Source organism: Legionella sp. 227 (genome assembly GCF_043161935.1).
GTDB classification, from domain to species: domain Bacteria; phylum Pseudomonadota; class Gammaproteobacteria; order Legionellales; family Legionellaceae; genus Legionella; species Legionella sheltonii.
This window is the reverse complement of sequence record NZ_CP171154.1, coordinates 1,689,706-1,710,640: the sequence shown is the minus strand read 5'-3', so window position 1 is coordinate 1,710,640 and position 20,935 is coordinate 1,689,706. Positions and strand designations below refer to the sequence as shown.

The window sequence follows — 20,935 nt, the reverse complement described above, 5'->3', positions numbered from 1 at the left end:
TTACATTTCATTAAACATTAAGTAAAAGACGAGCAGGATCTTCCAATAACTCTTTAACGCTCACCAAAAACTGTACTGAATCTTTACCATCAATCAATCGATGGTCATAAGACAACGCGACATACATCATCGGACGAATCACAATTTGTCCTTTTTCCACTACAGGTCTATCTTCGATTTTATGCATTCCCAAAATTCCTGTTTGGGGTGGATTAATAATTGGAGTAGCCAATAAAGAACCAAATACCCCACCATTAGTAATGGTAAAGGTACCGCCTTGCATGTCTTCCATCGCTAATTTGCCTTGTCTGGCTTTTGTTGCTGCATCATTAATAGCCAATTCAATCTCAGCCATGCTCATTTGATCTGCATCACGGATTACTGGGACGACTAATCCTCGTTCCGTTGATACCGCAATACCAATATCATAAAAACCATGATAGACCACATCCTGACCGTCAATGGAAGCATTTACTGCAGGGAAGCGTTTTAATGACTCAACGACCGCTTTAGTAAAAAACGACATAAATCCGAGTTTAACACCATGTTTCTTCTCAAAACTGTCTTTATACTGAGCGCGCATATCCATCACAGCTTTTAGATTGACTTCATTGAAGGTTGTCAACATTGCTGCATTATGCTGTGCTTCTAATAGACGCTCAGCAATTTTAGCTCTTAAACGCGTCATGGGTACACGTCGCTCTTCACGTAAACCCATAGGTGCTTTATATTGTTGCTCTTTGTGAGTTTCTGGGGATTTCGATGTTTTCTCTCGAGTAGATTCGATATAAGCGAGAACATCTTCTTTGGTAATGCGACCGTCTTTGCCACTACCTTGGATTTGCCCTGATTGCAGATCATGTTCTGCCATCATTCGTCGTACTACAGGACTGGTTGACTTATCCTCCTTCGCACTTACCTTATCATCTGACTCGTCACGTCCCTTCGCAGTTTCGGTTTTCGTTTCTTCTTTAGCTTCAGCGCCAGAACCTTCTTTTATTTTTGCCAATAATTGACCAGAATTTACTGTGTCTCCTTCTTGAAACATTATTTCAGCCAGTATCCCATCTGCTGGGGCTGGAACTTCTAATACAACTTTATCTGTTTCTAGATCCAGTAAATTTTCATCACGGGTAACTTTATCACCTACTTTTTTATGCCATGCAGCCACAGTTGCATCAGCAACTGATTCCGGCAAAACAGGTACTTTGACTTCAATAGACATGGTTATACCTTCTTATTTTATTAAATTCGTTAACACTCTGTAGTCTGAGGTAAAATGAACTCTTTATCCCAGACTACGATAACTCAAATTCAGCCCAATAAAGCTTGCTCTACTAAAGCTTGTTGCTGCTGTGCATGCAGCGCAGGACTTCCTACAGCAGGTGCAGCAGCAAACTCTCTTCCGGCATAGTGCAAGGTTTGTTCAGGAAGCAAACAATCTACTATGTTATGCTGAGAAGAGAACCATACTCCCTGATTTTGTGGTTCTTCCTGACACCAAATCACTTTCTTGGCCTGAGGATATTTATCGAGCTCAATCGAAAGTGCCTTTTTAGGAAACGGATATAATTGTTCGATTCGCACTATAGCAACGTGATTTAATTCTTTATCACGGCGCATTTGCAGTAAATCATAATAAACCTTTCCACAGCACAGCACTACCTTGGTCACTTTTTTTGCATCCAGTGCATCAATTTCCGGAATAATTGTATGGAACTTCCCTTTAAATAAGTCTTCTAAAGGAGAAACTGCTAATTTATGACGTAACAGGCTCTTAGGAGTCATTACAATTAATGGCTTTCGGAAATTACGAATAACTTGTCTTCTTAACAAATGGAAAATTTGGGCTGGGGTAGTTGGCGTACACACTTGCATATTATGCTGGGCACAAAGCTGCATGTAGCGCTCCAGGCGTGCAGATGAGTGCTCAGGACCTTGTCCTTCATATCCATGGGGTAATAACATCACCAGACCACATAAACGCCCCCATTTTTGTTCACCAGAACTAATGAATTGATCGATAACAACTTGTGCACCGTTGGCAAAATCACCAAATTGAGCTTCCCAAAGCACTAAGAAATTTGGAGCAGAAGCTGAAAAACCATATTCAAAAGCTAACACTGCTTCCTCTGAGAGTACCGAATCGATTACAGAAAAAGGTCGGTTGAGTTCATTGGTTATTTTCTCTAAAGGCACAAACGTCTCGCCTGTCTCTACATCATGTAATACCGCATGGCGATGCGCAAAAGTTCCTCTTCCAGAGTCTTGGCCCGACAAACGCACACCATAACCTTCTTGAATTAGGCTGGCATAGGCCATAGTTTCAGCATAACCCCAATTCATCGGTAATTCACCGGCGGTCATTTTATCACGCTCATTTAACAAGCGCTGTACTACTGGGTGTAATGAAAATCCCTCAGGCAGTTCACTTAATTGTTTTGCTAATTTATTCAAGTTTTCTTTAGAGATGGTGGTATCTACTTTATCTGTCCATTTTGCATTCATATAAGGGGTCCAATCCACCGCGTATTTCCCCTCATAATCCCCATGAACTAAGTCCACCACTGCCTTACCTTGATCCAAGGAATCACGATAAGCATCGACTAATTTTTCAGAATCTTTGCTGGTAAGTATTCCCTCTTGAATGAGTTGTTCGGCATAAATTTCGCGTAATGGACGCATGGATTTAATTTTTCGATACATGGACGGTTGAGTTACTGCTGGCTCATCTGCCTCGTTATGACCATGACGACGATAACAAACCAGATCAACAACCACATCCCGTTTAAATTTCATTCTGAAATCAAACGCTAATTTAGTCGCAAATACAACTGCTTCCGGATCATCACCGTTCACGTGAATAACAGGCGCCTGTACCATTTTAGCAACATCGGTACAATATAAAGTAGAACGTGCATCCAAAGGATTGCTGGTAGTAAAGCCTATTTGGTTGTTAATCACGATGTGCACTGTACCCCCAGTACAATAACCACGCGCTTGAGAAAAATTAAACGTTTCCATCACAACGCCTTGGCCAGCGAATGCAGCATCTCCATGAATAACAATAGGGACAACTTTTTCCTTGTTAACTAAATCATTGCGTCGGCCTAAACGAGAACGTACTGACCCTTCCACTACGGGGCCAATAATTTCTAAGTGCGACGGATTGAAGGCCAAAGCCAAATGAACTACGGAACCTGAACCTGTTTTTATATCGGAAGAAAACCCTAAATGATATTTCACATCACCAGTGCGTTCGTATTTGATTTTTCCTTCAAATTCTTGAAAAAGCTGGTTAGGTTCTTTACCCAACACATTGACCAAGACATTCAAACGGCCACGATGAGCCATACCGATGACCACTTCCTTAACATTATCCCTTCCAGAGCACTCAATGAGTTCTTTCATCATGGGAATTAAAGAATCGCCCCCTTCAAGAGAGAATCGTTTTTGTCCCACATAGCGTGTACCTAAATAACGCTCTAAACCATCTGCAGCAATTAAGTCTTTTAAAATCTGTCGTTTTTTTGTTGCATCTAGTTTCAAACGGCCACGCACAGACTCCATTCGCTCTTGGATCCATTCAATTTCTTCAGTATTAGAAATGTGCATGTACTCAATACCAATACTGCCGCAATATGTTTCCCGCAGTGCGTGGTATATTTCATCCAGAGTCATTTCTGGGCCATTAAATGTAGTACCTGCAAAAAATTTGCGACTTCGATCGACATCCGATAAGTGGTGATAATCTAATTCCAATGCGGGCACTGGAGTACGCTCGGTCATTTCAAGAGGATCAAGTTTGGCCGCATGATGTCCCAATGCGCGGTATGAATTAATTAAATCTGCAATTCGAAATTGTTGACTATCTGAAGATTGGATTACCGGTATTGCTTTTTTATCTGCGTTCTGCAAAAAATAATCGCGTATCTCTCTGTGGGAACGTTCCTTTTCAGCACCATTAACCTTGGGTAAAGCACTAAATACTGCTCGCCAATCGGATGAAACCGAACTAGGATCAGCAAGATAATCTTCATATAGGCTATCAACATATGCCATACTTCCGCCAGATAAATAGGAGGAAGCCCATTCTTTTTGCAGATCAGAACCGCTCATTTTCTTTTTCTCCAAAGGGGTATTAATCACTACCACCATTAAATTGGTAAGTACTCAGCCCCTATCAGGGAACGACTGGATTTGGCACATAGTGCAAGACCGTTTTTCTAATCAATGCGCAGACTAATTATGCTGCACTGATCAGAAAAATCTTCTCACACCCTGCGCTCAAATCCAACCGTTCGAATTCACCTTAACATAGGAGACCTGAGCCCTTACTTAAATTGGCTATTCCACTCATCCCCGTGGATAAAACAGCTATCCCCGCAAGAGCGGGGATCCATCCTTATTCTGGTTTCGAGATCATTTCAGGATAATTCTCATTTTAGAGAATTAAATGTTCCTATTTTTAATGACTTTTACCAAGTACCCTCAATAATAACAAAGTACCGTTAGGTTTCTTTTGTTAGCATTTGCTGGCGAATCTCAGCAATTGCTTTCATGGGATTGAGACCTTTCGGGCAGACACTGGTACAATTCATGACGCTTCGGCAACGGAACACACTAAATGGATCTTGTAATTTATCCAAACGATGCGCTGTCGCGGTATCACGACTGTCTGCTAAAAATCGTCTTGCCTGTAATAATCCAGCAGGCCCTACATATTTTTCTGGATTCCACCAATATGAAGGACATGAACTGGTACAACACGCACATAAAATACACTCATATAAGCCATCCAGCTGTGCACGCTCTTCTGGAGATTGTAAGCGCTCCTGAGCTGGTGCAACTCCATCATTTTGTAAATAGGGTTCGATGCGCTCATATTGTTGATAAAACTGAGACATATCAACAGCCAAATCACGGATTACTGGAAATCCAGGCAAGGGCCGAATAACAATTTTGTCGGTTTTCAATTGAGACACGTGGGTAATGCATGCCAAGGCATTTGTTCCATTAATATTCATGCCATCTGAACCGCATACTCCCTCACGACATGAGCGTCTGTAGGTTAGAGAAGGATCCTGCTCTGCTTTTAAACGCTCAAGTAGGGTGAGCAACATAGGATCACTTTTAACCGGGATCTCCAACTCATAATCTTTCATATAAGGCTTAGCATCCACCTCAGGATTATAGCGATATATTGATAGGGTCAATTTTTTACTATCTGCCATGTAATCTATCCTCTTTAGTAAACGCGTTCTTTGGGCGCAAAAGGCTCGACATGCTTAGGTGATGCATTAACTGGACGAAAATCAATTTTCTCACCTTCCTCAAAATAGAGCGTATGTTTAATCCAGTTCTCATCATCACGTTTTGGGTAATCCTCACGGCTATGAGCCCCACGACTTTCAGTACGAACAATTGCAGATTGCGCTGTTGCGTATGCAGTTGCCATTAAATTATCCAACTCTAATGCACTGACTCGTTCTGTATTAAATACCTTGCTTTTATCTTCTAATTTGGCATGGGCCAATCGCTCACGTAAAGCTTGTAAGCGTTTTAAGCCAGAGGCCATAACGTCACCTGTGCGGAATACACCAAAGTCTTCTTGCATTACACGTTGCATTTCATCATGAATCACAGCAGGGCTTTCCCCTTCTGTTGAATCGTTCCAGCGATTATAGCGTTGTAACGATGGAGCAAGATCATCGTCACTAATATAAGTCAATTCAGGCAATTGATTTGCGAGCCATAACTCTTCAACATGCAATCCTGCTGCCCGACCAAAAACAACTAAGTCCAGTAACGAATTACCACCTAAACGGTTCGCACCATGAACAGAAACACAAGCACATTCTCCTACCGCATATAATCCATCTACGACATGCTCCACTCCATTCGTTTTAGTAAGGACTTGACCATACATATTCGTGGGTATTCCGCCCATACTGTAGTGGCATGTAGGAACAACTGGGATCGGCTCAACGATTGGGTCAACTCCAGCAAATTTCATCGATAATTCACGAATTCCTGGTAACCGTGACTTAATGAGATCGGCTCCCAGATGATCCAATTTTAATTTAACGTGATCAACCCCTTTTGGATCAAAACCTTTACCTGCACGTATTTCGAGAGCCATAGAACGGGCAACGACATCGCGAGATGCAAGATCCTTAACCCGAGGAGCATAACGTTCCATAAAACGTTCGCCGTCTTTATTAATTAAATAACCACCCTCACCGCGACAGCCTTCGGTCACTAAAACACCAGCGCCAGCAATACCTGTAGGATGAAATTGCCACATTTCCATATCTTGTAAAGGAATGCCTGCTCTTAAGGCCATACCAAAACCATCCCCAGTATTAATAAAAGCATTGGTTGTGGATTGATAAATACGGCCTGCGCCCCCAGTTGCTAAAATACATACCCGGGATTGGAAAAATACGACTTCACCAGTCTCAATACACATTGCTGTGACACCAGATATGTGACCATGAGCATCTTTAACGAGATCAAGAGCATACCATTCACTAAATACATGTGTTTTGGCTTTTAAATTTTGTTGATACAGGGTATGAAGTAAGGCATGTCCTGTTCTATCTGCTGCAGCACAAGTGCGGGCAGCTTGTTCACCACCAAAATTTTTTGATTGGCCACCAAATTGGCGTTGATAGATTCTTCCATTATCCATACGAGAAAAAGGCAAACCCATATGTTCGAGTTCATATACAGCTTCTGGGCCTGTTTTACAGAGGTACTCAATCGAATCCTGGTCGCCAATATAATCAGCACCCTTCACTGTATCGTACATATGCCAACGCCAATCATCTTCATGAGCATTTCCTAATGCACAAGTAATCCCGCCTTGGGCTGATACCGTATGTGAACGGGTTGGAAATACTTTGGATAAGAGAGCAACTTTTAAACCAGAATTTGCCATCTGCAGTGCAGCTCGCATTCCAGCTCCGCCTGCGCCAATAATTACTGCATCAAATGTGTTACGTGCAATTGCCATGCTACCGCCCCCAAAGGATCATTAAGCCCCAAGTAAATTGACTCAGGAGCCATAAAACGACTAACATTTGTACTGATAAACGCAGAGCAGTACACTTCATATAATCGGTAGTTACTGTCCAAATACCTATCCATGCATGCAATGAAAGAGCAAACAAGGCAATAAGTGACGCGATCCGCACTAAAGTATTCGAAAAAAGAGCATGCCATTGTGCAAAACCTAGTTCAGGATGCAATAACAAAAATCCAATAATAAAGAAAGAATAAACAGCAAAATAAACCGCGGTGACTCGTTGAATCAACCAATCCTTTAGCCCATTACCTGTTAAGCTGGTGACATTATTTACCATATCCAGATTCCTAGAAAAATTGACAAAATAATGGCAAGAATAATGACTAAAACAGCGGAACGCCGACCAGCATTAAGATGCTCACCAAACCCCATGTCCATCACAAGATGTCTAATCCCTGCAAGTACGTGATAAATCATTGCTGCACCAAATGCCCACAGGATCATTTTATAAGCAGGATGGGACAATAAACTCTTTACTTGTGTAAAGGATTCTTCAGATTGCATTGATTGGCCAAAAATATAAAGCATTATGGGTAACAGTAAAAATAAAACTACCCCTGAAATCCTATGTAAAATGGACGCTATCGCCATAGGGGGATAATTTAAACTACCCAAATCCAGATTAACGGGTCTTTTTTTGTTCACTGTGAGTTTCTTCCTTAATTAGAAAAGTTAATTAAATAAAGCACAAATGCGAAGTATAGCACTCTGTTGTTATCGCGCAAGATTAAGTCGATATGGATTCTAACCAAAATATAGCTTGTCTATCTCTAATCCAAATAAATTTGTTCATTATCTCGGTTCTTTAAAGGCTCTTTTTACTCGATAAGATCTTAAAATTAAAGATAAAAAATATTTCGTAGGTTACAATTTTATCAATTTGTTATTTTATTGGTATAATTAATATACATCTATTGTATTAGGTATCAATTATGGCTATCTCTAACAATCCAAATGAGCGATTGACTTATTGTGTCTCTAAGGGTCTTGTTAAAACGGTAAAATTTCTTGTTAATGATATAAATCAAATTCAGAAAATTCAACCAGAAACTATTAATAAGGCATTAGAAAGTGCCTTAAAGACAGCAACCTCCAAGGAAGCAGAACCAGGTGAGCGAATTCATAAGCAATGGGAAATTATCACGCTGTTATGCAATATACCCAAAGGGCTACCGCAACCTAATGCAACACTTGTTAAAAAAGCATTGGCGCAGCGTGAAAAATATTATCAAAATTTATGCGATACCGAATTTACGGACTTGATCAAGCAAAAAATGAAGAAAGAGGATTGGGATTCAGTTTTTGATTATCTTGAAAGCGATCGGGTAAAAAAACCATCTCAGATTGCAATGAGTTTTACATTAAGAGTCGCGGCACATCACAATGATTGGCCAGTTTTTATGAAACTATTAAATCATCATGAGCCTGATTGGAAAATGGCTGGCAACCTGCTCTTTTCAGCGGCAAAAGCAGGACAATATGATGCAGTGAAACAGCTTTGTAGTTTGTCTCAAGAAAATATGCCTAATGCGAGCAACATTAAAAGAGCAATGAAAGAAGCAAAAAGTACAGGACATCATGAAATTGCCAATTATCTGGCTTGTGAACTCATCCATCAAAATAATTTGGAAAAAGATCCCTTAGCACTGACCCAGGCCATACTTCAAGATTATGTTGATCATTCGTTTATAGGAAGCAGTTTATTTAATTCGCAAGTGAAAGGGGTGAAAAATATCCTTACCCAGGTAAAACGCATAACAGCTCAAGAACATGATGAAAATGCAAGAAACAAAACTGTACTTGATGTTGTTCAGTCTTTACAACAAGTTTTAGGTGATAATACAGAATTAATGGGTCGTGTTGATTTCATTAAAGCACATCGCGGTAAAGTCGAAGAAGCTCCTTCACTAAAAGTCGAACTGTGATTTTCCTAGTTTGATTACCAACAGCAAGCCCCCCTTTTAATGGAGGGCTTTTTTTATTTAGGCCGTACCGAAGATGTTTTAGACTGCTTATAGGTGTCACGTGGAGCCTCAAGTGGGTATCCGTATTTATCTGCATTCTGTTTGACAATTTGTAAATAACGCTCACCCCATTCACCTGGATCAAAGTTAGTTACTACCACGTTGTAAGGTAAATTAATAATTGATTCAAAGGCTTTTCTTTGGGGAAGCAAATGTCCGCCAAAAGAAACTTGCACTTCTGCTTCTTTATCAATACCTTCATCTTTTAAACGCTCAACCAATATATAGATCATTTTTTCTATAGTCATATAGAGCTTATACATGGACATTCCAGCGGAAAACATTTCTTCACTTTTGGAAGTAGACAATTTTGATCCTGCATCAAGAATAGGATACACAAATTCAAACTCATGTGTTCCTGCAATTATTTCTGGCTTGATCAGTACAGGAGGAGAAATAAGCTCTACAGTTGGAGACACAATATAAAGTTCAAAATCAGCCCAACGCCACCAGATTTGATAGACCCGCTCCACTAAGGTTATAGGATCATTTAAATCCTCTTCCATTTGCAGCTTACGCAAGTCAAGACTGTTCTCGTTATCAATGTTATCCAAATCTTCAAGATACTCTGGGTTTTCATCAGTAGTAGGGAAACCTGGTTCATCAGCCATTTGCATACCACATATAAATCAAGCTTATATGGTTATATTAGCCCAAATTTTATGAATGAGCACGAAAGTTAAATCTGCTGAAGTAAAAAACCTGTAAAAAAATGTAACCTGCATGAGTAGATACGTCATCCCGAGTGCAACGAGGGATGACGGGGCCAAGTGAATCGAATGGTAAACAGACCCTAAATATATTGATAATATTCTGGCGCCTTAGAATGACATTTAAAGCAGGTGCTTTGGCAATTTGCTTTTTCCTGGCATTTACGTATGACTCCCTTGCCAATCCATAAATCCAGCATGGGCTGTAATGCTTGAAGATCCAAACGAAACTCTCGAGTCAATTGCTGGGTGCTCACTACACCTTGACGACTAATGTAATCACGTATTTGCAACAGCATTATTCCTCCGCATATTTCGTTTGGCGTATTGGCGTAACCCGATAACAATAATGAGAACCAATAAGAACACGATGATCTCGATAACACTTTGTTCAGAGCGCTGAATCCACTTGGCGGCTTGATAAAACCCAACTGCGGCAGCATAAGCAACCACAAAAGACCAAACCACAGAAATCCACATATATTTCCTGTTTGCTTCTTGTCGAATTACCGCCATGGTCGAGACACAAGGGATATAAAGAAGTACAAACAATAGATAAGCATAGGCACCTATTTTTCCGTCAAAACGTTGTGCCATAATGCCATATACGGACTGAGATACCGGATTATCTGCTGCACTAGCCAATATTGGATTTGTCAAAGCAGAACCCAATTGAGCTAAATTCTGCGGTACAGACCAAAAAGCGGCTTTGATACCTGCCCAGAAATCAAAATGAGCGGCGGCAAGTTCACCTACATGACCTACCTGGGCATAAAGTGAATTGAGCGTACCCACCACTACTTCTTTAGCTAACATACCCGTTAACAATCCCACTGTTGCGGGCCAATTGTCTTGATGAATTCCCATGGGTGCAAACAGAGGGGTCATCCATTGCCCCATTACAGAAAGCAATGATTGCGTACTGGCTTCGCCGGAATTAATTCCACCGCCCAAAGTAATGGCGTTTAAACCACCTAAAATAACACAAATAGGTACGATTAATTTCCCCGCCCGCACTACAAAAAAGCGTAATCGCATCAAGGTTTCTTTAAATAATCGCTTAAGAGCAGGTTTATGATAAGCAGGCAACTCCAAAATTAAGGGGGAAGCATGTCCTTTTAAAGTAGATTTACGCAAGATGAACCCGGTTAATACCGCCATCAAAATCCCTACAAGATATAAAGAAAACACGACATTTTGGCCACCCGAGGGGAAAAACGCAGCGACAAATACTGCATAAATCGCCAACCGCGCACTGCATGACATAAAAGGACTCATCATCACGGTGAGCAAACGATCTCGTTCTGAATCCAGCGTTCGCGCTGCCATAATCGCGGGAACGTTGCAACCAAAACCAACGATCATTGGCACAAACGATTTTCCGGGTAAACCCATCATACGCATTGCTTTATCGACAACAAAAGCTGCTCTGGCCATATATCCTGATGTCTCTAATAGGGATAAAAAGAAGAACATCGCCGCAATGACAGGGATAAACGTTAAGGTGGTATTAATGCCTTTACCAACTCCGTTGGCCAATAAAGCAATCAACCAATTAGGGGCATGGACCTGCTGTAATAACCAGGCAGTACCTTGAACAAATATCGTATCAGTACTGATATCAAAAAAATCCTGAAACGCACCACCTACATTAATCGCAAATAAAAACATCAAATACATCATGGCAAAAAATATAGGGAGGGCAAAAAAACGATGTAACATAATCTTATCAAGCTTTGCAGTAAAATCCTCACTGGCATCACTTCGTTTTTTCTGTACAGCGGTCACCATCGCATGTATTTTCTGATATCGAGCATCCGCTAACAAGATATCAAGACTAGGCTCTGCTTCGTTGAGTAAGGGCAAATCTTTAGTAAGCTTTTTATCTAATAACAACTCATCCCCCTCTGCAAGCCTACGCGCATAATAATAAGCAAGAGATTGGCTATACCCCTCATGAACTAAAGTGTTTTCCAGAGTAGTTAATGTTTGTTGTACCGCTTGGGGTATAGGCAGTATCCAGGGGATATGCTTTTGAGGCAGGTGAGTTAGGGCCTGCATTAACTGTGAGATCCCAACCTTTTTATGTGCTTGGATGGGGATAACAGGACAACCTAATTGTTGAGACAAGGCATTGATATCTATGGAGATGCCGCGTTGCTGAGCAATATCCATCATATTCAGCGCGAGCAGTACGGGTTTGCCTAATTCCAAAATTTGAGTGGTCAGATATAAATGCCGCTCCAAATGACAGGCATCAATCACATTGATAATACAATCTGCCTCCATCGTTACCACAGAGTCGGCAGCGATGTGTTCATCCTGACTAACGCCATCTGCATTCGCCACTAGAGAGTAAACCCCCGGCAAATCCGTTACTTCAATGCGTTGTTGGCCTACGAAGAATTCCCCAGTTTTCTTTTCAACCGTGACACCAGGCCAATTTCCTATTCGCTGATTGTCACCAGTTAATGCGTTAAATAAGGTGGTCTTACCACAATTAGGATTACCTACTAATAACACATGAGTCATATACGCTCCAAAATCAATTGACTCGCTTCATCCTTACGCAAAGTTAAGGAAGTTCCTCTGACTTCAATTTGGATAGGACATCCTAAAGGAGCAATTCGGACCACTAAAAGCTCCGTGCCGCAGGTCACGCCCAAAGACAAAAGTCTACGTCTATATTGCATCTCCGTTGTACCAAAACTGGTTAATCGTGCTTTATCACCGGGTACTAATTCTGTAATTTTTATCATGTCCTAACAGCAAAATAGTGAAATAATTTTAATCTTAGCATAAATGAAATCGAGAATCATTCTCAATTAAGAAAAAAATTATACATTAACTCAATTTTGAATCAACTTATAGCCTTGGCAAAATACAGCAGAATTCGGTAATTTTGCCCCCTCTGCCGAAGCCCCCTATTAAGAATTACCAGCAATCAACTCTTTAAGTGCTCTTTTGGGATGACGTGCTAAATAATCCACCGATTGCATTTCCAGCAAACGGCTTAATGTCCGCTTGAAGGTTTCTTTCATTTCACCTTCAACATACAGCTCTTCGACGGCCACTTCCGCGGAAATAATAATATTAATTCCACGGTCATACATCACATCAATAAAGTGAATAAACATAATGGCTTGTAACGTATGATTTACGGTTAATGAAGGGATGTTACTTAAAAAAATGGTGTCGAATTTATCTGCAAGCTCCAAGTAGTCCAATTGGCTACGAGGCAAATTACACAGGATATCAAAAGAAAACCAAATTGACTGCTCCGCAATCTTAAGGTAAGGAATTTCACGATTTTGGATTGTAATAAAACCATTTTCCTGAAATTCTTTTGTTAACAGCGTGAACTGCTTCTCCATAGTCAAAGCCGTTTGCTCATTCAATGGAAATAAATAAGCATCGAGTAAAGGAGCTCGCCCGACTCGATAATCTCTTTGTTCATTTAAATGCAATACGTCGCAATGCTCTTTAATTGCCGTAATAGCAGGTAAAAATCGTTTTCGATGAACCCCGTTGCGATATAACTCATCCGGAGGTATGTTCGAAGAAATCACTAAAATAACCCCATTAGCAATTAACGCTTGTAATAACTCCGCTAAAATCATGGCATACGCAACGTCATGAACCATAAATTCATCAAAACAAAGCACTCGCGTTGTTTTTGCTAATTCCTTAGCAATTTTGCGAAGTGGATTCTTTTGTCCTTGCACTCGTCTCAATTGCGAGTCAACTTGTTGCATAAAATGATGGAAATGAAAACGTGCTTTCTTTTTCTCTTCAAGGCAATCATAAAATAAATCAATTAAGTATGTTTTTCCCACCCCAACGGGACCATAAAGATACACTCCTTTAATTCTAGTTTTAAGGAAGGGATAAAACCAGGATGAGTTCGATTTTTTTACCTCATCCGCTACACATTGCATCTGTGCCAATATTTCTCGCTGTAAGGGATCATCATCTATTTCACCACGATGAATTGCAGCTTCATATTGACTAATCAAATTCATCATAAAACAACCTGAGAATGAATGTACTCTATGAGTTTAGCTTTCAGCTCGATTAATTTCCCATGAAAAAAATGGCCCGTATTGGCAAAACGAATCACCGGGAGTTCAGGATGAGCTTGAGCTGCAAACTCAAAAACCAAATGGGGAGGAACTACCTCATCTTCATCCCCTTGCACAATAAGCCAGGGATAAGGTGCCGGATTAAATTCGCCATAATTATAATGATGTATTGCAGGAGCCACTGTAATTAACAATTTTGCATCCGATTGTGACGCTGCCCGATAAGCCACGTAAGAACCAAAAGAAAAGCCAGCAAAAATAAGTTTCTTTTCCGGCTGTTCCTTTTGCCACTCACGAACTAAAACCAGCATATCCTCACTCTCACCAAGACCTGCATCATAATTACCGTCAGATTGACCTACCCCGCGAAAATTAAAGCGTAACGAAGGAATGCCTAACTCTTTAAAGACACGCGCTAAAGTGGTAACCACTTTATTATTCATCGTGCCGCCTTGCAGTGAATGAGGATGTCCCAAAAAAGCGATAAAAACAGAGTTATTTTGCTCTGGGACAGTTAAAACTGCTTCTAATTTCCCAACAGCTCCTTGCAAAAATATCGCATGTTCACCTGGGACAGTTAATTTTTCAGTGATTTGCATAAAAAACCTGTTATCATAAGTACATATTTCATGCAGTTACGCCTATGAAGTGGGGGCATAACCTTCATCGCCCTGATGGGCACCTTCTCCCTAATAGGGATAAGGAAATCTTCCTTCCAGGTGAAGGAAACAAAATCCCCTCCGCCACTCGCAGGGAGCGGGGCTAGAGTGAGGGTTTCACATCCACCTTAATGATCCGCTACACACAGAAGGAAGCTGCGTGAAGCCTGAATGATAACTCGAATTATAGATGAACAAAATGCATAAAGAGCAAAAAGAAGCAATGCCCATAACAAAAAACCTCCCTTTTTCTAAACGTTTTATTTTTTTAATTATAATTCCGGCAGTTTTTGTGCTTATCGGAATAATTCTTTATTTGCTTGGTGGTCGATATGTGGCAACAGATAATGCCTATGTTAAAGCGGATATGATCCCTTTAAGCCCGCAAGTATCAGGTGTGGTTCAAGAGGTTTTTGTCATCGAGAATCAGAATGTAACAAAAGATCAACTCCTTTATCGGATTGATCCAGAACCTTTTAAAGTAGCATTGACTAAAGCCGAATCTAAATTAGCTCAAGTCCGCATTGACATTTTGGCTATGAAAGCCAATTATCGTGAAAAGCAAGCTGAATTAGAACTTGCTCGCACTAAATATAATTTTTCCCTGCGCAATAAAAAACGTCAGATGGATCTTGCAAAGAAACACTTTGTATCTTTATCCAGTTTAGATGACGCCAATGAGGGTGCGGAACTTGCGGCACAACAGATAGTCACTTCGGAACATAATTTGCAAGGTTTGGCAGCATCCCTTGCAGGTAGTATTGACGAACCTGTTGAGTCACATCCCTCTTATTTAATGGCAAAGGCAGAATATGAACAAGCAAAACTGGACTTACTGCGTACTGAAATTAAAGCCCCAGTAGCAGGAACCATTAGTGCTCCTCCCAAAAATGGGCAATTTGTCAGTAAAGGTTCTATTACCATGACTTTGGTTGCTAATGAACATCCCTGGATCGAAGCAAACTTTACTGAAAAAGAGTTGACTTATGTCCGCCCAGGGCAAAAGGTAATTACCACCATCGATATTTATCCTGGAAAAAAATGGAAAGGTACTGTCCAAAGTTTAAGTCCTGCAACCGGTTCAGAGTTTTCAATTATTCCAGCCCAAAATGCCACCGGGAATTGGGTTAAAATTGCTCAGCGCATTGCAGTCCGCATCCAGTTACAGCCCGACCCGAACAGCCCTCCACTGCGTTCAGGGCTCAGTTCCTGGGTGGAAATTGATACAGGGCATAAAAGATATTCATTTAAAAATCCTCCTCTTCCCAAAGTAGGAGAGGGTTAAAACTACCATGTAGTCTGGATGAGCAAAGCAAGCTCTGCTGCATTCACTTCTCCTCTTATGGGCAGAAGGTGACCGATAGGGGGGATGAGAGTATTTACTCTATTCCCTCCCCCTGCCCCTCTCCCATCATTGGGGAGGAGCATTTTAATATAACGCAGAATTATTTCGCGGCACCCAGACTACATTTTAACGATAGATTTAGTGAACTCGATGATTAAAACATATCAAGCACACCAAGGCTCAAAAAGGGTATTCATTACTTTGTCGGTCATGCTTGCAACAGTAATGCAATCATTGGATACAACCATTGCTAATGTAGCCTTACCTCATATGCAAGGTGGGATGGGCGCAACTCAAGAACAAATTTCTTGGGTTCTTACCTCCTACATTGTTGCAGCAGCGATATTCACTCCTTTGACTGGGTTTCTGGGTGATCGCTTTGGAAGAAAACGAATTTTTATTTGGTCCGTGATTGGTTTCACTATAGCCTCGATGCTTTGTGGTGCTGCGCAGAGTTTGTCGCAAATTGTCATATTCCGTTTACTTCAAGGTGTTTGTGGCGCCAGTTTGATTCCCATATCCCAATCCATACTTTTAGATTCAAATCCTCCAGAAAAGCACGGTTCGGCAATGGCTATTTGGGGTATGGGGGTTATGGTTGGCCCCATTCTTGGCCCCTCTCTAGGCGGATGGCTTACTGAGTACTACAACTGGCGATGGGTCTTTTACATTAATCTTCCCTTTGGGGCACTTGCCTGGATTGGTTTAACTATATTTCTTCAGGAAAATAAACTTAAAACTGAAAAACATTTTGATTTAATGGGATTCGCCTTTTTAAGTATCGCAATTGGCTCATTGCAGCTATTTCTTGACCGGGGTGAGTCACTGGATTGGCTTAATAGCAATGAAATAATTATTGAGGGATTAGTAGCCCTCATCTGCTTGTATTTGTTTATTGCCCATATACTTACTTCCAGGACTCCTTTTATTGATCCATCCATGTTTAAAGATCGAAATTTTAGCGTAGGACTGGCTTTTATTTTTATAATTGGAATTATTTTACTGGCTACCATGGCCTTACTACCGCCTTACATGCAAGGTTTAATGAATTATCCGGTAATCGACGTAGGCATACTCTTAGCTCCAAGAGGGATAGGCACTATGATGGCGATGATGATCGTAGGCAAGTTATCTGGAAAAGTTGATGCGCGTTATCAAATTGGCTTGGGATTAATTTTAACGGATTACTCTTTATGGCTTATGACCTTATTCAATGTGAACATCAGCAATAGCGACATCATTTCTTCAGGAATTATTCAAGGATTGGGACTGGGTTTTATTTTTGTTCCATTATCTACACTTACGTTCGCCAGCTTACCCCCGCAGTATCGCAATGACGGTACTTCCTTATTTAGCTTACTCAGAAATATCGGCAGCAGTATAGGTATTTCCATAGTCATGACCAAATTAGCCCAAAACACTCAAGCAAATCATTCTGCCTTTGCCAATTTTATCACTCCATTTAACATCAATTTAAACCACGCAAGTGAGCTAGGAGTCTTTAATCTACAGTCAACACAAGGTCTGGCCATTCTTGATGCAACGGTAACCAAACAAGCTTTATTACTTGCCTACTTACAAGATTTTCGCTTCATGATGTGGTTGGTATTATGTGCTTTTCCACTTTTGTTTTTGCTTAGACCACCGTCCAAAAAATCAACTACTTCTCAACTTCCTGAATTTGAAATATGATAGCCCGAGTGAGCCAGCAAACTCGCTGCTCATAACTCACCTCATTCCTTCACTTTCTCAGTAAGTTTAGAACGAGGTCAAATGCACTGACCCATGTTGGCAGTGACTTTTTTTTAACTTTTTTGGAGGACTTGATCCATGCGACAGGTACCTAGAGTGTGTCTCGCTTTTCATCATTATGCTTGCTTCAGTGTATTAAGGGGTAAAGCATCATGAAAATACATGATTTTAAACGTAAAAAAGAAGAACAACAAAAAATTTCCATGATTACCTGCTACGATTATCCATCCGCCTGCATTGTAGCTGAATCCAATATTGATTGCGTTCTCGTTGGCGATTCAGTAGCTATGGCCGTTCATGGCCATGAAACAACAATCATGGCGACTATAGAGATGATGATACTGCATACTCAAGCTGTAGCACGTGGATTAACACAGCAATTTTTAATCAGTGATCTCCCTTTTTTAAGCCATAAAACCTCAATGGCTCAAACTATTGAACATGTAAAACGCCTATTACAAGCCGGGGCACAGGCAGTGAAAATTGAAGGGGGAGATACAGATACCTGTAATACCATTTCCTATTTAGTCAACGCAGGGGTTCCTGTTATAGGCCATATCGGTTTAACACCTCAGTCCATTCATCAATTGGGTGGGTATAAAGTACAAGGAAAAAATCAAGAACAAGCAGAAAGACTAATCCAACAAGCACTTGATTTAGAAGCAGCCGGTTGCTTTGCTCTTGTCATCGAATGTGTACCCCAACAATTAGCACATACCATAACTCAGTCATTGGCTATACCTACTATTGGTATTGGGGCAGGCTCTGATACTGATGGTCAAGTCCTTGTTTGGCATGATATGTTGGGTTTACAAACTGATTTTAATCCAAAGTTTGTTAAACGATTCATCCAAGGTAAGGACATTCTCCTGAATGCCTTAAATGCCTATGCACAACAGGTACAGCAAGTGAGTTTCCCAACTACTGAACATTCATTTTAATTCACGAGAATCCGACATAAAAGGCATATAAGTGCCTTTTATGTTGTTCAACAAGGACGATATTTATATCGATCGTTAATTAAAACGGTATTGAATCATTTTACTAATAGGGTTAAATCTGTAGGAGCAACTTATGCAAATTTTCCACAACCTTGATGAATGGATAAGCTTTCGTAAAACATTATCTCCCTCACTCAATCTTGGCTTTGCACCAACAATGGGTAATTTACATGCAGGGCATGCCTCTTTATTTGTAGCGAGCCAAAAGGAAAATCAACATACTGTTTCAAGCTTATTTGTCAATCCGACGCAATTTAATCAAGCAGAGGATTTTAAGAATTATCCCCGCACTTTAGAAGCTGATCTTAAGATTATGGAAGATGCTGGCGTTGATTTTTGTATTCTTCCTAATGAACAATCTATGTATGCGGATCAATACAATTACCAGGTGCAAGAAAATCAACTTTGCCAACTGATGGAAGGAAAACATAGACCAGGGCATTTTAATGGAGTATTAACGGTAGTAATGAAGTTATTCAACCTGGTTAAACCGCATAGAGCTTATTTCGGTGAAAAAGATTATCAACAATACCTATTAATTCAAGGAATGGTTAAGGCTTTTTTTATGGATATAGAAATTAAAGCCTGTCCCACCATTCGTGAAGTAAGTGGTTTGGCTTACAGTTCCCGCAATAATCGACTCAATAAGGAACAAAAAGCATTAGCGGAACAATTTGCCGCACTATTTCAACAAAAAGAGCTCAGCTGTGCACAAATCATCGAACGATTAACTGCAAAAGGCATTGCTGTAGAATATGTTGAAGAGCATCAAAATCGTCGTTTTGCTGCAATACGAATTGATGAGATCCGGTTAATTGATAATTATTCTTTAGAATAATTTTGAGCACTTTCAAAAATGTAGCCTGGGTTAAGCGGCAGCGAAACCCAGGTTTTTATTCCAATTAATCCTTCATAAAAACTAAAGTATTTAATATAACCAGTCGAATTTTAATCGATTAAGCGAGTTATTGCCTGCACATCCGCTATTGTTCAATAAGTTTGCCCATACAGCTAAGAAAACCTCAAGGGCCTCAATGGAGACCTTCTAGAAATTCCTGGTTGCAAGCAACCAGGCTTGTATCTTTAATCTGTAAGCAAAAAAGCTTAATCTCAAGGGCACTTGAGATGGGAGAAGTGATCTTGTAACCGGGCAAGGCATAAAAGCCTGATGTGTAGATTAGGACCTTCTCCCCACTTATCAATCGACCGAACAGTATCTTAGGCCGCTCTCGTCAAAGTAAGCCTGTATTCGCAAGCTTGGTCAATGATAAATAACCTCAAGTATTTTTTACAGCCATTGGAGATTAGCATGAGTGCATATGATTTTATAGGTGTTGATATCGCTAAGGATAAGTTTGATAGTGCTCTAGCAATCAATAACCGTTACAAACATGCTGTTTTTCCTAATAACAAACAAGGATATCAAGCATTTCATAAATGGCTTGAGCAACACACAATATCTCCTTGGGTCTGTATGGAAGCAACTGGTCATTACAGCGAGGGGCTTGCTGACTTCTTAACGGAAAAAGGAATTCGAGTGAGTGTCATTAATCCCTTTCAAATTAAGAGCTTTGCCAAAGCCTCCCTAGCACGCAATAAAAATGATACGATTGATGCAAAAATCATTGCCCAATTTGGTCAACGTATGGAACCCCGCCTTTATCAGTCAAGCTCTATAGAGCAAAAAGAAATAAGAGAGTTAACTAAAGTATTGGATATGCTAAAAGCCCAGGTCATTCAATTAACGAATCAACTACATAGCCTTAAGGGACATGCAGCACAGAAAAGCGTCAAGAAAATGATTGAGAAGCTGGAACAAGAAATTAAAGCCATTCAACAACAAATTGATGAACGCATTGATAATAATAAGCAGCTTAGAGAGCAATTTGAATTATTACTGTCTATTAAGGGTATTGGAAAACTTACTGCCTATCAGATATTGGCACGTATGCCTGAAGTACAATGCTTCCAAACAGCAAAACAATTCGCTGCCTATATGGGGATTACTCCCAAACAACATCAATCAGGTTCTTTTATCGGCAAAACTACGATTTCGAGACTCGGTGACAGCCGATTAAGAAAGGCTCTTTACATGGCTGCTTTAGTTGCCAAACGTTACAATAAATCGCTGCTTCCTTTTGCTAATAAACTTCAAGCGAAAGGCAAAACACCGAAAACAATCATTTGTGCTGTGATGCGCAAGTTAGCTCACATTATTTTCGGTGTCTTAAAAAATAAGCAAGCTTTTAATGAACATTTAACTTGCTTTTAA

The 20,935-nt window shown here is 40.3% G+C and carries 18 protein-coding genes; 6 read left to right on the top strand and 12 right to left on the bottom strand.

Going from position 1 to position 20,935, the window contains the following annotated elements; all coding sequences use genetic code 11:
- Window positions 1–10: 10 nt before the first annotated feature.
- The 6 genes from odhB to sdhC all read right to left on the bottom strand — a co-directional run bounded on the left by odhB (window position 11) and on the right by sdhC (window position 7,735).
- Window positions 11–1,225, bottom strand: a complete 1,215-nt coding sequence (gene odhB, locus ACF8MK_RS07360; RefSeq protein WP_392538766.1) for a 2-oxoglutarate dehydrogenase complex dihydrolipoyllysine-residue succinyltransferase — start codon at window positions 1,223–1,225, stop codon at window positions 11–13.
- 89 nt (window positions 1,226–1,314) lie between these two features.
- Window positions 1,315–4,119 (bottom strand): 2-oxoglutarate dehydrogenase E1 component, encoded by a 2,805-nt coding sequence (locus ACF8MK_RS07355; protein ID WP_392538765.1) that lies wholly within the window; start codon window positions 4,117–4,119, stop codon window positions 1,315–1,317.
- A gap of 392 nt (window positions 4,120–4,511) precedes the next feature.
- Window positions 4,512–5,234 (bottom strand): succinate dehydrogenase iron-sulfur subunit, encoded by a 723-nt coding sequence (locus ACF8MK_RS07350; protein WP_392538764.1) that lies wholly within the window; start codon window positions 5,232–5,234, stop codon window positions 4,512–4,514.
- Between the two features lie 14 nt (window positions 5,235–5,248).
- Window positions 5,249–7,018 (bottom strand): succinate dehydrogenase flavoprotein subunit, encoded by a 1,770-nt coding sequence (sdhA, locus tag ACF8MK_RS07345; protein WP_392538763.1) that lies wholly within the window; start codon window positions 7,016–7,018, stop codon window positions 5,249–5,251.
- Window position 7,019: 1 nt separating this feature from the next.
- Entirely contained in the window at window positions 7,020–7,367 is a 348-nt protein-coding gene (gene sdhD, locus ACF8MK_RS07340; RefSeq protein WP_028380758.1) for a succinate dehydrogenase, hydrophobic membrane anchor protein, read from the bottom strand.
- On the bottom strand, window positions 7,361–7,735 hold the full coding sequence (gene sdhC / locus ACF8MK_RS07335) for a succinate dehydrogenase, cytochrome b556 subunit (RefSeq protein ID WP_265703132.1): 375 nt from the start codon (window positions 7,733–7,735) through the stop codon (window positions 7,361–7,363). The genes sdhD and sdhC overlap by 7 nt, the downstream gene beginning before the upstream one ends.
- Window positions 7,736–8,022: 287 nt before the next feature.
- On the opposite strand from sdhC, the gene ACF8MK_RS07330 reads away from it, so the two are divergent.
- Window positions 8,023–9,015 (top strand): hypothetical protein, encoded by a 993-nt coding sequence (locus ACF8MK_RS07330; protein WP_392538762.1) that lies wholly within the window; start codon window positions 8,023–8,025, stop codon window positions 9,013–9,015.
- A gap of 53 nt (window positions 9,016–9,068) precedes the next feature.
- Here the strand turns inward: ACF8MK_RS07330 and ACF8MK_RS07325 are convergent, their stop codons facing one another.
- The 6 genes from ACF8MK_RS07325 to ACF8MK_RS07300 form a co-directional block, all read right to left on the bottom strand.
- Window positions 9,069–9,725, bottom strand: coding sequence for a virulence factor (locus ACF8MK_RS07325; RefSeq protein WP_392538761.1), 657 nt, complete (start codon window positions 9,723–9,725; stop codon window positions 9,069–9,071).
- 182 nt (window positions 9,726–9,907) lie between these two features.
- Window positions 9,908–10,123, bottom strand: coding sequence for a FeoC-like transcriptional regulator (locus ACF8MK_RS07320; RefSeq protein WP_392538760.1), 216 nt, complete (start codon window positions 10,121–10,123; stop codon window positions 9,908–9,910).
- On the bottom strand, window positions 10,104–12,356 hold the full coding sequence (feoB, locus tag ACF8MK_RS07315) for a Fe(2+) transporter permease subunit FeoB (RefSeq protein WP_392538759.1): 2,253 nt from the start codon (window positions 12,354–12,356) through the stop codon (window positions 10,104–10,106). The genes ACF8MK_RS07320 and feoB overlap by 20 nt, the downstream gene beginning before the upstream one ends.
- Complete coding sequence (locus ACF8MK_RS07310) at window positions 12,353–12,583, bottom strand: FeoA family protein (RefSeq protein ID WP_322783958.1); 231 nt, start codon at window positions 12,581–12,583, stop codon at window positions 12,353–12,355. The genes feoB and ACF8MK_RS07310 overlap by 4 nt, the downstream gene beginning before the upstream one ends.
- Before the next feature lie 168 nt (window positions 12,584–12,751).
- On the bottom strand, window positions 12,752–13,846 hold the full coding sequence (gene zapE, locus ACF8MK_RS07305) for a cell division protein ZapE (protein WP_392538931.1): 1,095 nt from the start codon (window positions 13,844–13,846) through the stop codon (window positions 12,752–12,754).
- The gene (locus tag ACF8MK_RS07300) at window positions 13,846–14,505 is read right to left on the bottom strand and encodes an alpha/beta hydrolase (RefSeq protein ID WP_392538758.1); all 660 of its coding nucleotides are present in this window, start codon (window positions 14,503–14,505) and stop codon (window positions 13,846–13,848) included. The genes zapE and ACF8MK_RS07300 overlap by 1 nt, the downstream gene beginning before the upstream one ends.
- Before the next feature lie 250 nt (window positions 14,506–14,755).
- Between ACF8MK_RS07300 and ACF8MK_RS07295 the strand changes: the two genes are divergently transcribed.
- From ACF8MK_RS07295 to ACF8MK_RS07275, 5 genes are all read left to right on the top strand, one after another.
- Entirely contained in the window at window positions 14,756–15,850 is a 1,095-nt protein-coding gene (locus tag ACF8MK_RS07295) for an HlyD family secretion protein (protein ID WP_392538757.1), read from the top strand.
- Window positions 15,851–16,060: 210 nt separating this feature from the next.
- Window positions 16,061–17,602, top strand: coding sequence for a DHA2 family efflux MFS transporter permease subunit (locus tag ACF8MK_RS07290; RefSeq protein ID WP_392538756.1), 1,542 nt, complete (start codon window positions 16,061–16,063; stop codon window positions 17,600–17,602).
- A 212-nt stretch (window positions 17,603–17,814) separates the two neighbouring features.
- Entirely contained in the window at window positions 17,815–18,603 is a 789-nt protein-coding gene (gene panB / locus ACF8MK_RS07285) for a 3-methyl-2-oxobutanoate hydroxymethyltransferase (protein WP_392538755.1), read from the top strand.
- A gap of 133 nt (window positions 18,604–18,736) precedes the next feature.
- Window positions 18,737–19,501 (top strand): pantoate--beta-alanine ligase, encoded by a 765-nt coding sequence (panC, locus tag ACF8MK_RS07280; protein ID WP_392538754.1) that lies wholly within the window; start codon window positions 18,737–18,739, stop codon window positions 19,499–19,501.
- Window positions 19,502–19,972: 471 nt separating this feature from the next.
- A complete protein-coding gene (locus ACF8MK_RS07275) occupies window positions 19,973–20,935 on the top strand; it encodes an IS110 family transposase (protein WP_392536322.1) in 963 nt (320 codons plus the stop codon).

What these genes read in the sequence shown, in the direction of transcription:
- odhB (WP_392538766.1), bottom strand. Translation starts at nt 1,225, where the DNA reads ATGTCTATTGAAGTCAAAGTACCTGTTTTGCCGGAATCAGTTGCTGAT.
- ACF8MK_RS07355 (WP_392538765.1), bottom strand. Translation starts at nt 4,119, where the DNA reads ATGAGCGGTTCTGATCTGCAAAAAGAATGGGCTTCCTCCTATTTATCT.
- ACF8MK_RS07350 (WP_392538764.1), bottom strand. Translation starts at nt 5,234, where the DNA reads ATGGCAGATAGTAAAAAATTGACCCTATCAATATATCGCTATAATCCT.
- sdhA (WP_392538763.1), bottom strand. Translation starts at nt 7,018, where the DNA reads ATGGCAATTGCACGTAACACATTTGATGCAGTAATTATTGGCGCAGGC.
- sdhD (WP_028380758.1), bottom strand. Translation starts at nt 7,367, where the DNA reads ATGGTAAATAATGTCACCAGCTTAACAGGTAATGGGCTAAAGGATTGG.
- ACF8MK_RS07330 (WP_392538762.1), top strand. Translation starts at nt 8,023, where the DNA reads ATGGCTATCTCTAACAATCCAAATGAGCGATTGACTTATTGTGTCTCT.
- ACF8MK_RS07325 (WP_392538761.1), bottom strand. Translation starts at nt 9,725, where the DNA reads ATGGCTGATGAACCAGGTTTCCCTACTACTGATGAAAACCCAGAGTAT.
- ACF8MK_RS07320 (WP_392538760.1), bottom strand. Translation starts at nt 10,123, where the DNA reads ATGCTGTTGCAAATACGTGATTACATTAGTCGTCAAGGTGTAGTGAGC.
- feoB (WP_392538759.1), bottom strand. Translation starts at nt 12,356, where the DNA reads ATGACTCATGTGTTATTAGTAGGTAATCCTAATTGTGGTAAGACCACC.
- ACF8MK_RS07310 (WP_322783958.1), bottom strand. Translation starts at nt 12,583, where the DNA reads ATGATAAAAATTACAGAATTAGTACCCGGTGATAAAGCACGATTAACC.
- zapE (WP_392538931.1), bottom strand. Translation starts at nt 13,846, where the DNA reads ATGAATTTGATTAGTCAATATGAAGCTGCAATTCATCGTGGTGAAATA.
- ACF8MK_RS07300 (WP_392538758.1), bottom strand. Translation starts at nt 14,505, where the DNA reads ATGCAAATCACTGAAAAATTAACTGTCCCAGGTGAACATGCGATATTT.
- ACF8MK_RS07295 (WP_392538757.1), top strand. Translation starts at nt 14,756, where the DNA reads ATGAACAAAATGCATAAAGAGCAAAAAGAAGCAATGCCCATAACAAAA.
- ACF8MK_RS07290 (WP_392538756.1), top strand. Translation starts at nt 16,061, where the DNA reads ATGATTAAAACATATCAAGCACACCAAGGCTCAAAAAGGGTATTCATT.
- panB (WP_392538755.1), top strand. Translation starts at nt 17,815, where the DNA reads ATGAAAATACATGATTTTAAACGTAAAAAAGAAGAACAACAAAAAATT.
- panC (WP_392538754.1), top strand. Translation starts at nt 18,737, where the DNA reads ATGCAAATTTTCCACAACCTTGATGAATGGATAAGCTTTCGTAAAACA.
- ACF8MK_RS07275 (WP_392536322.1), top strand. Translation starts at nt 19,973, where the DNA reads ATGAGTGCATATGATTTTATAGGTGTTGATATCGCTAAGGATAAGTTT.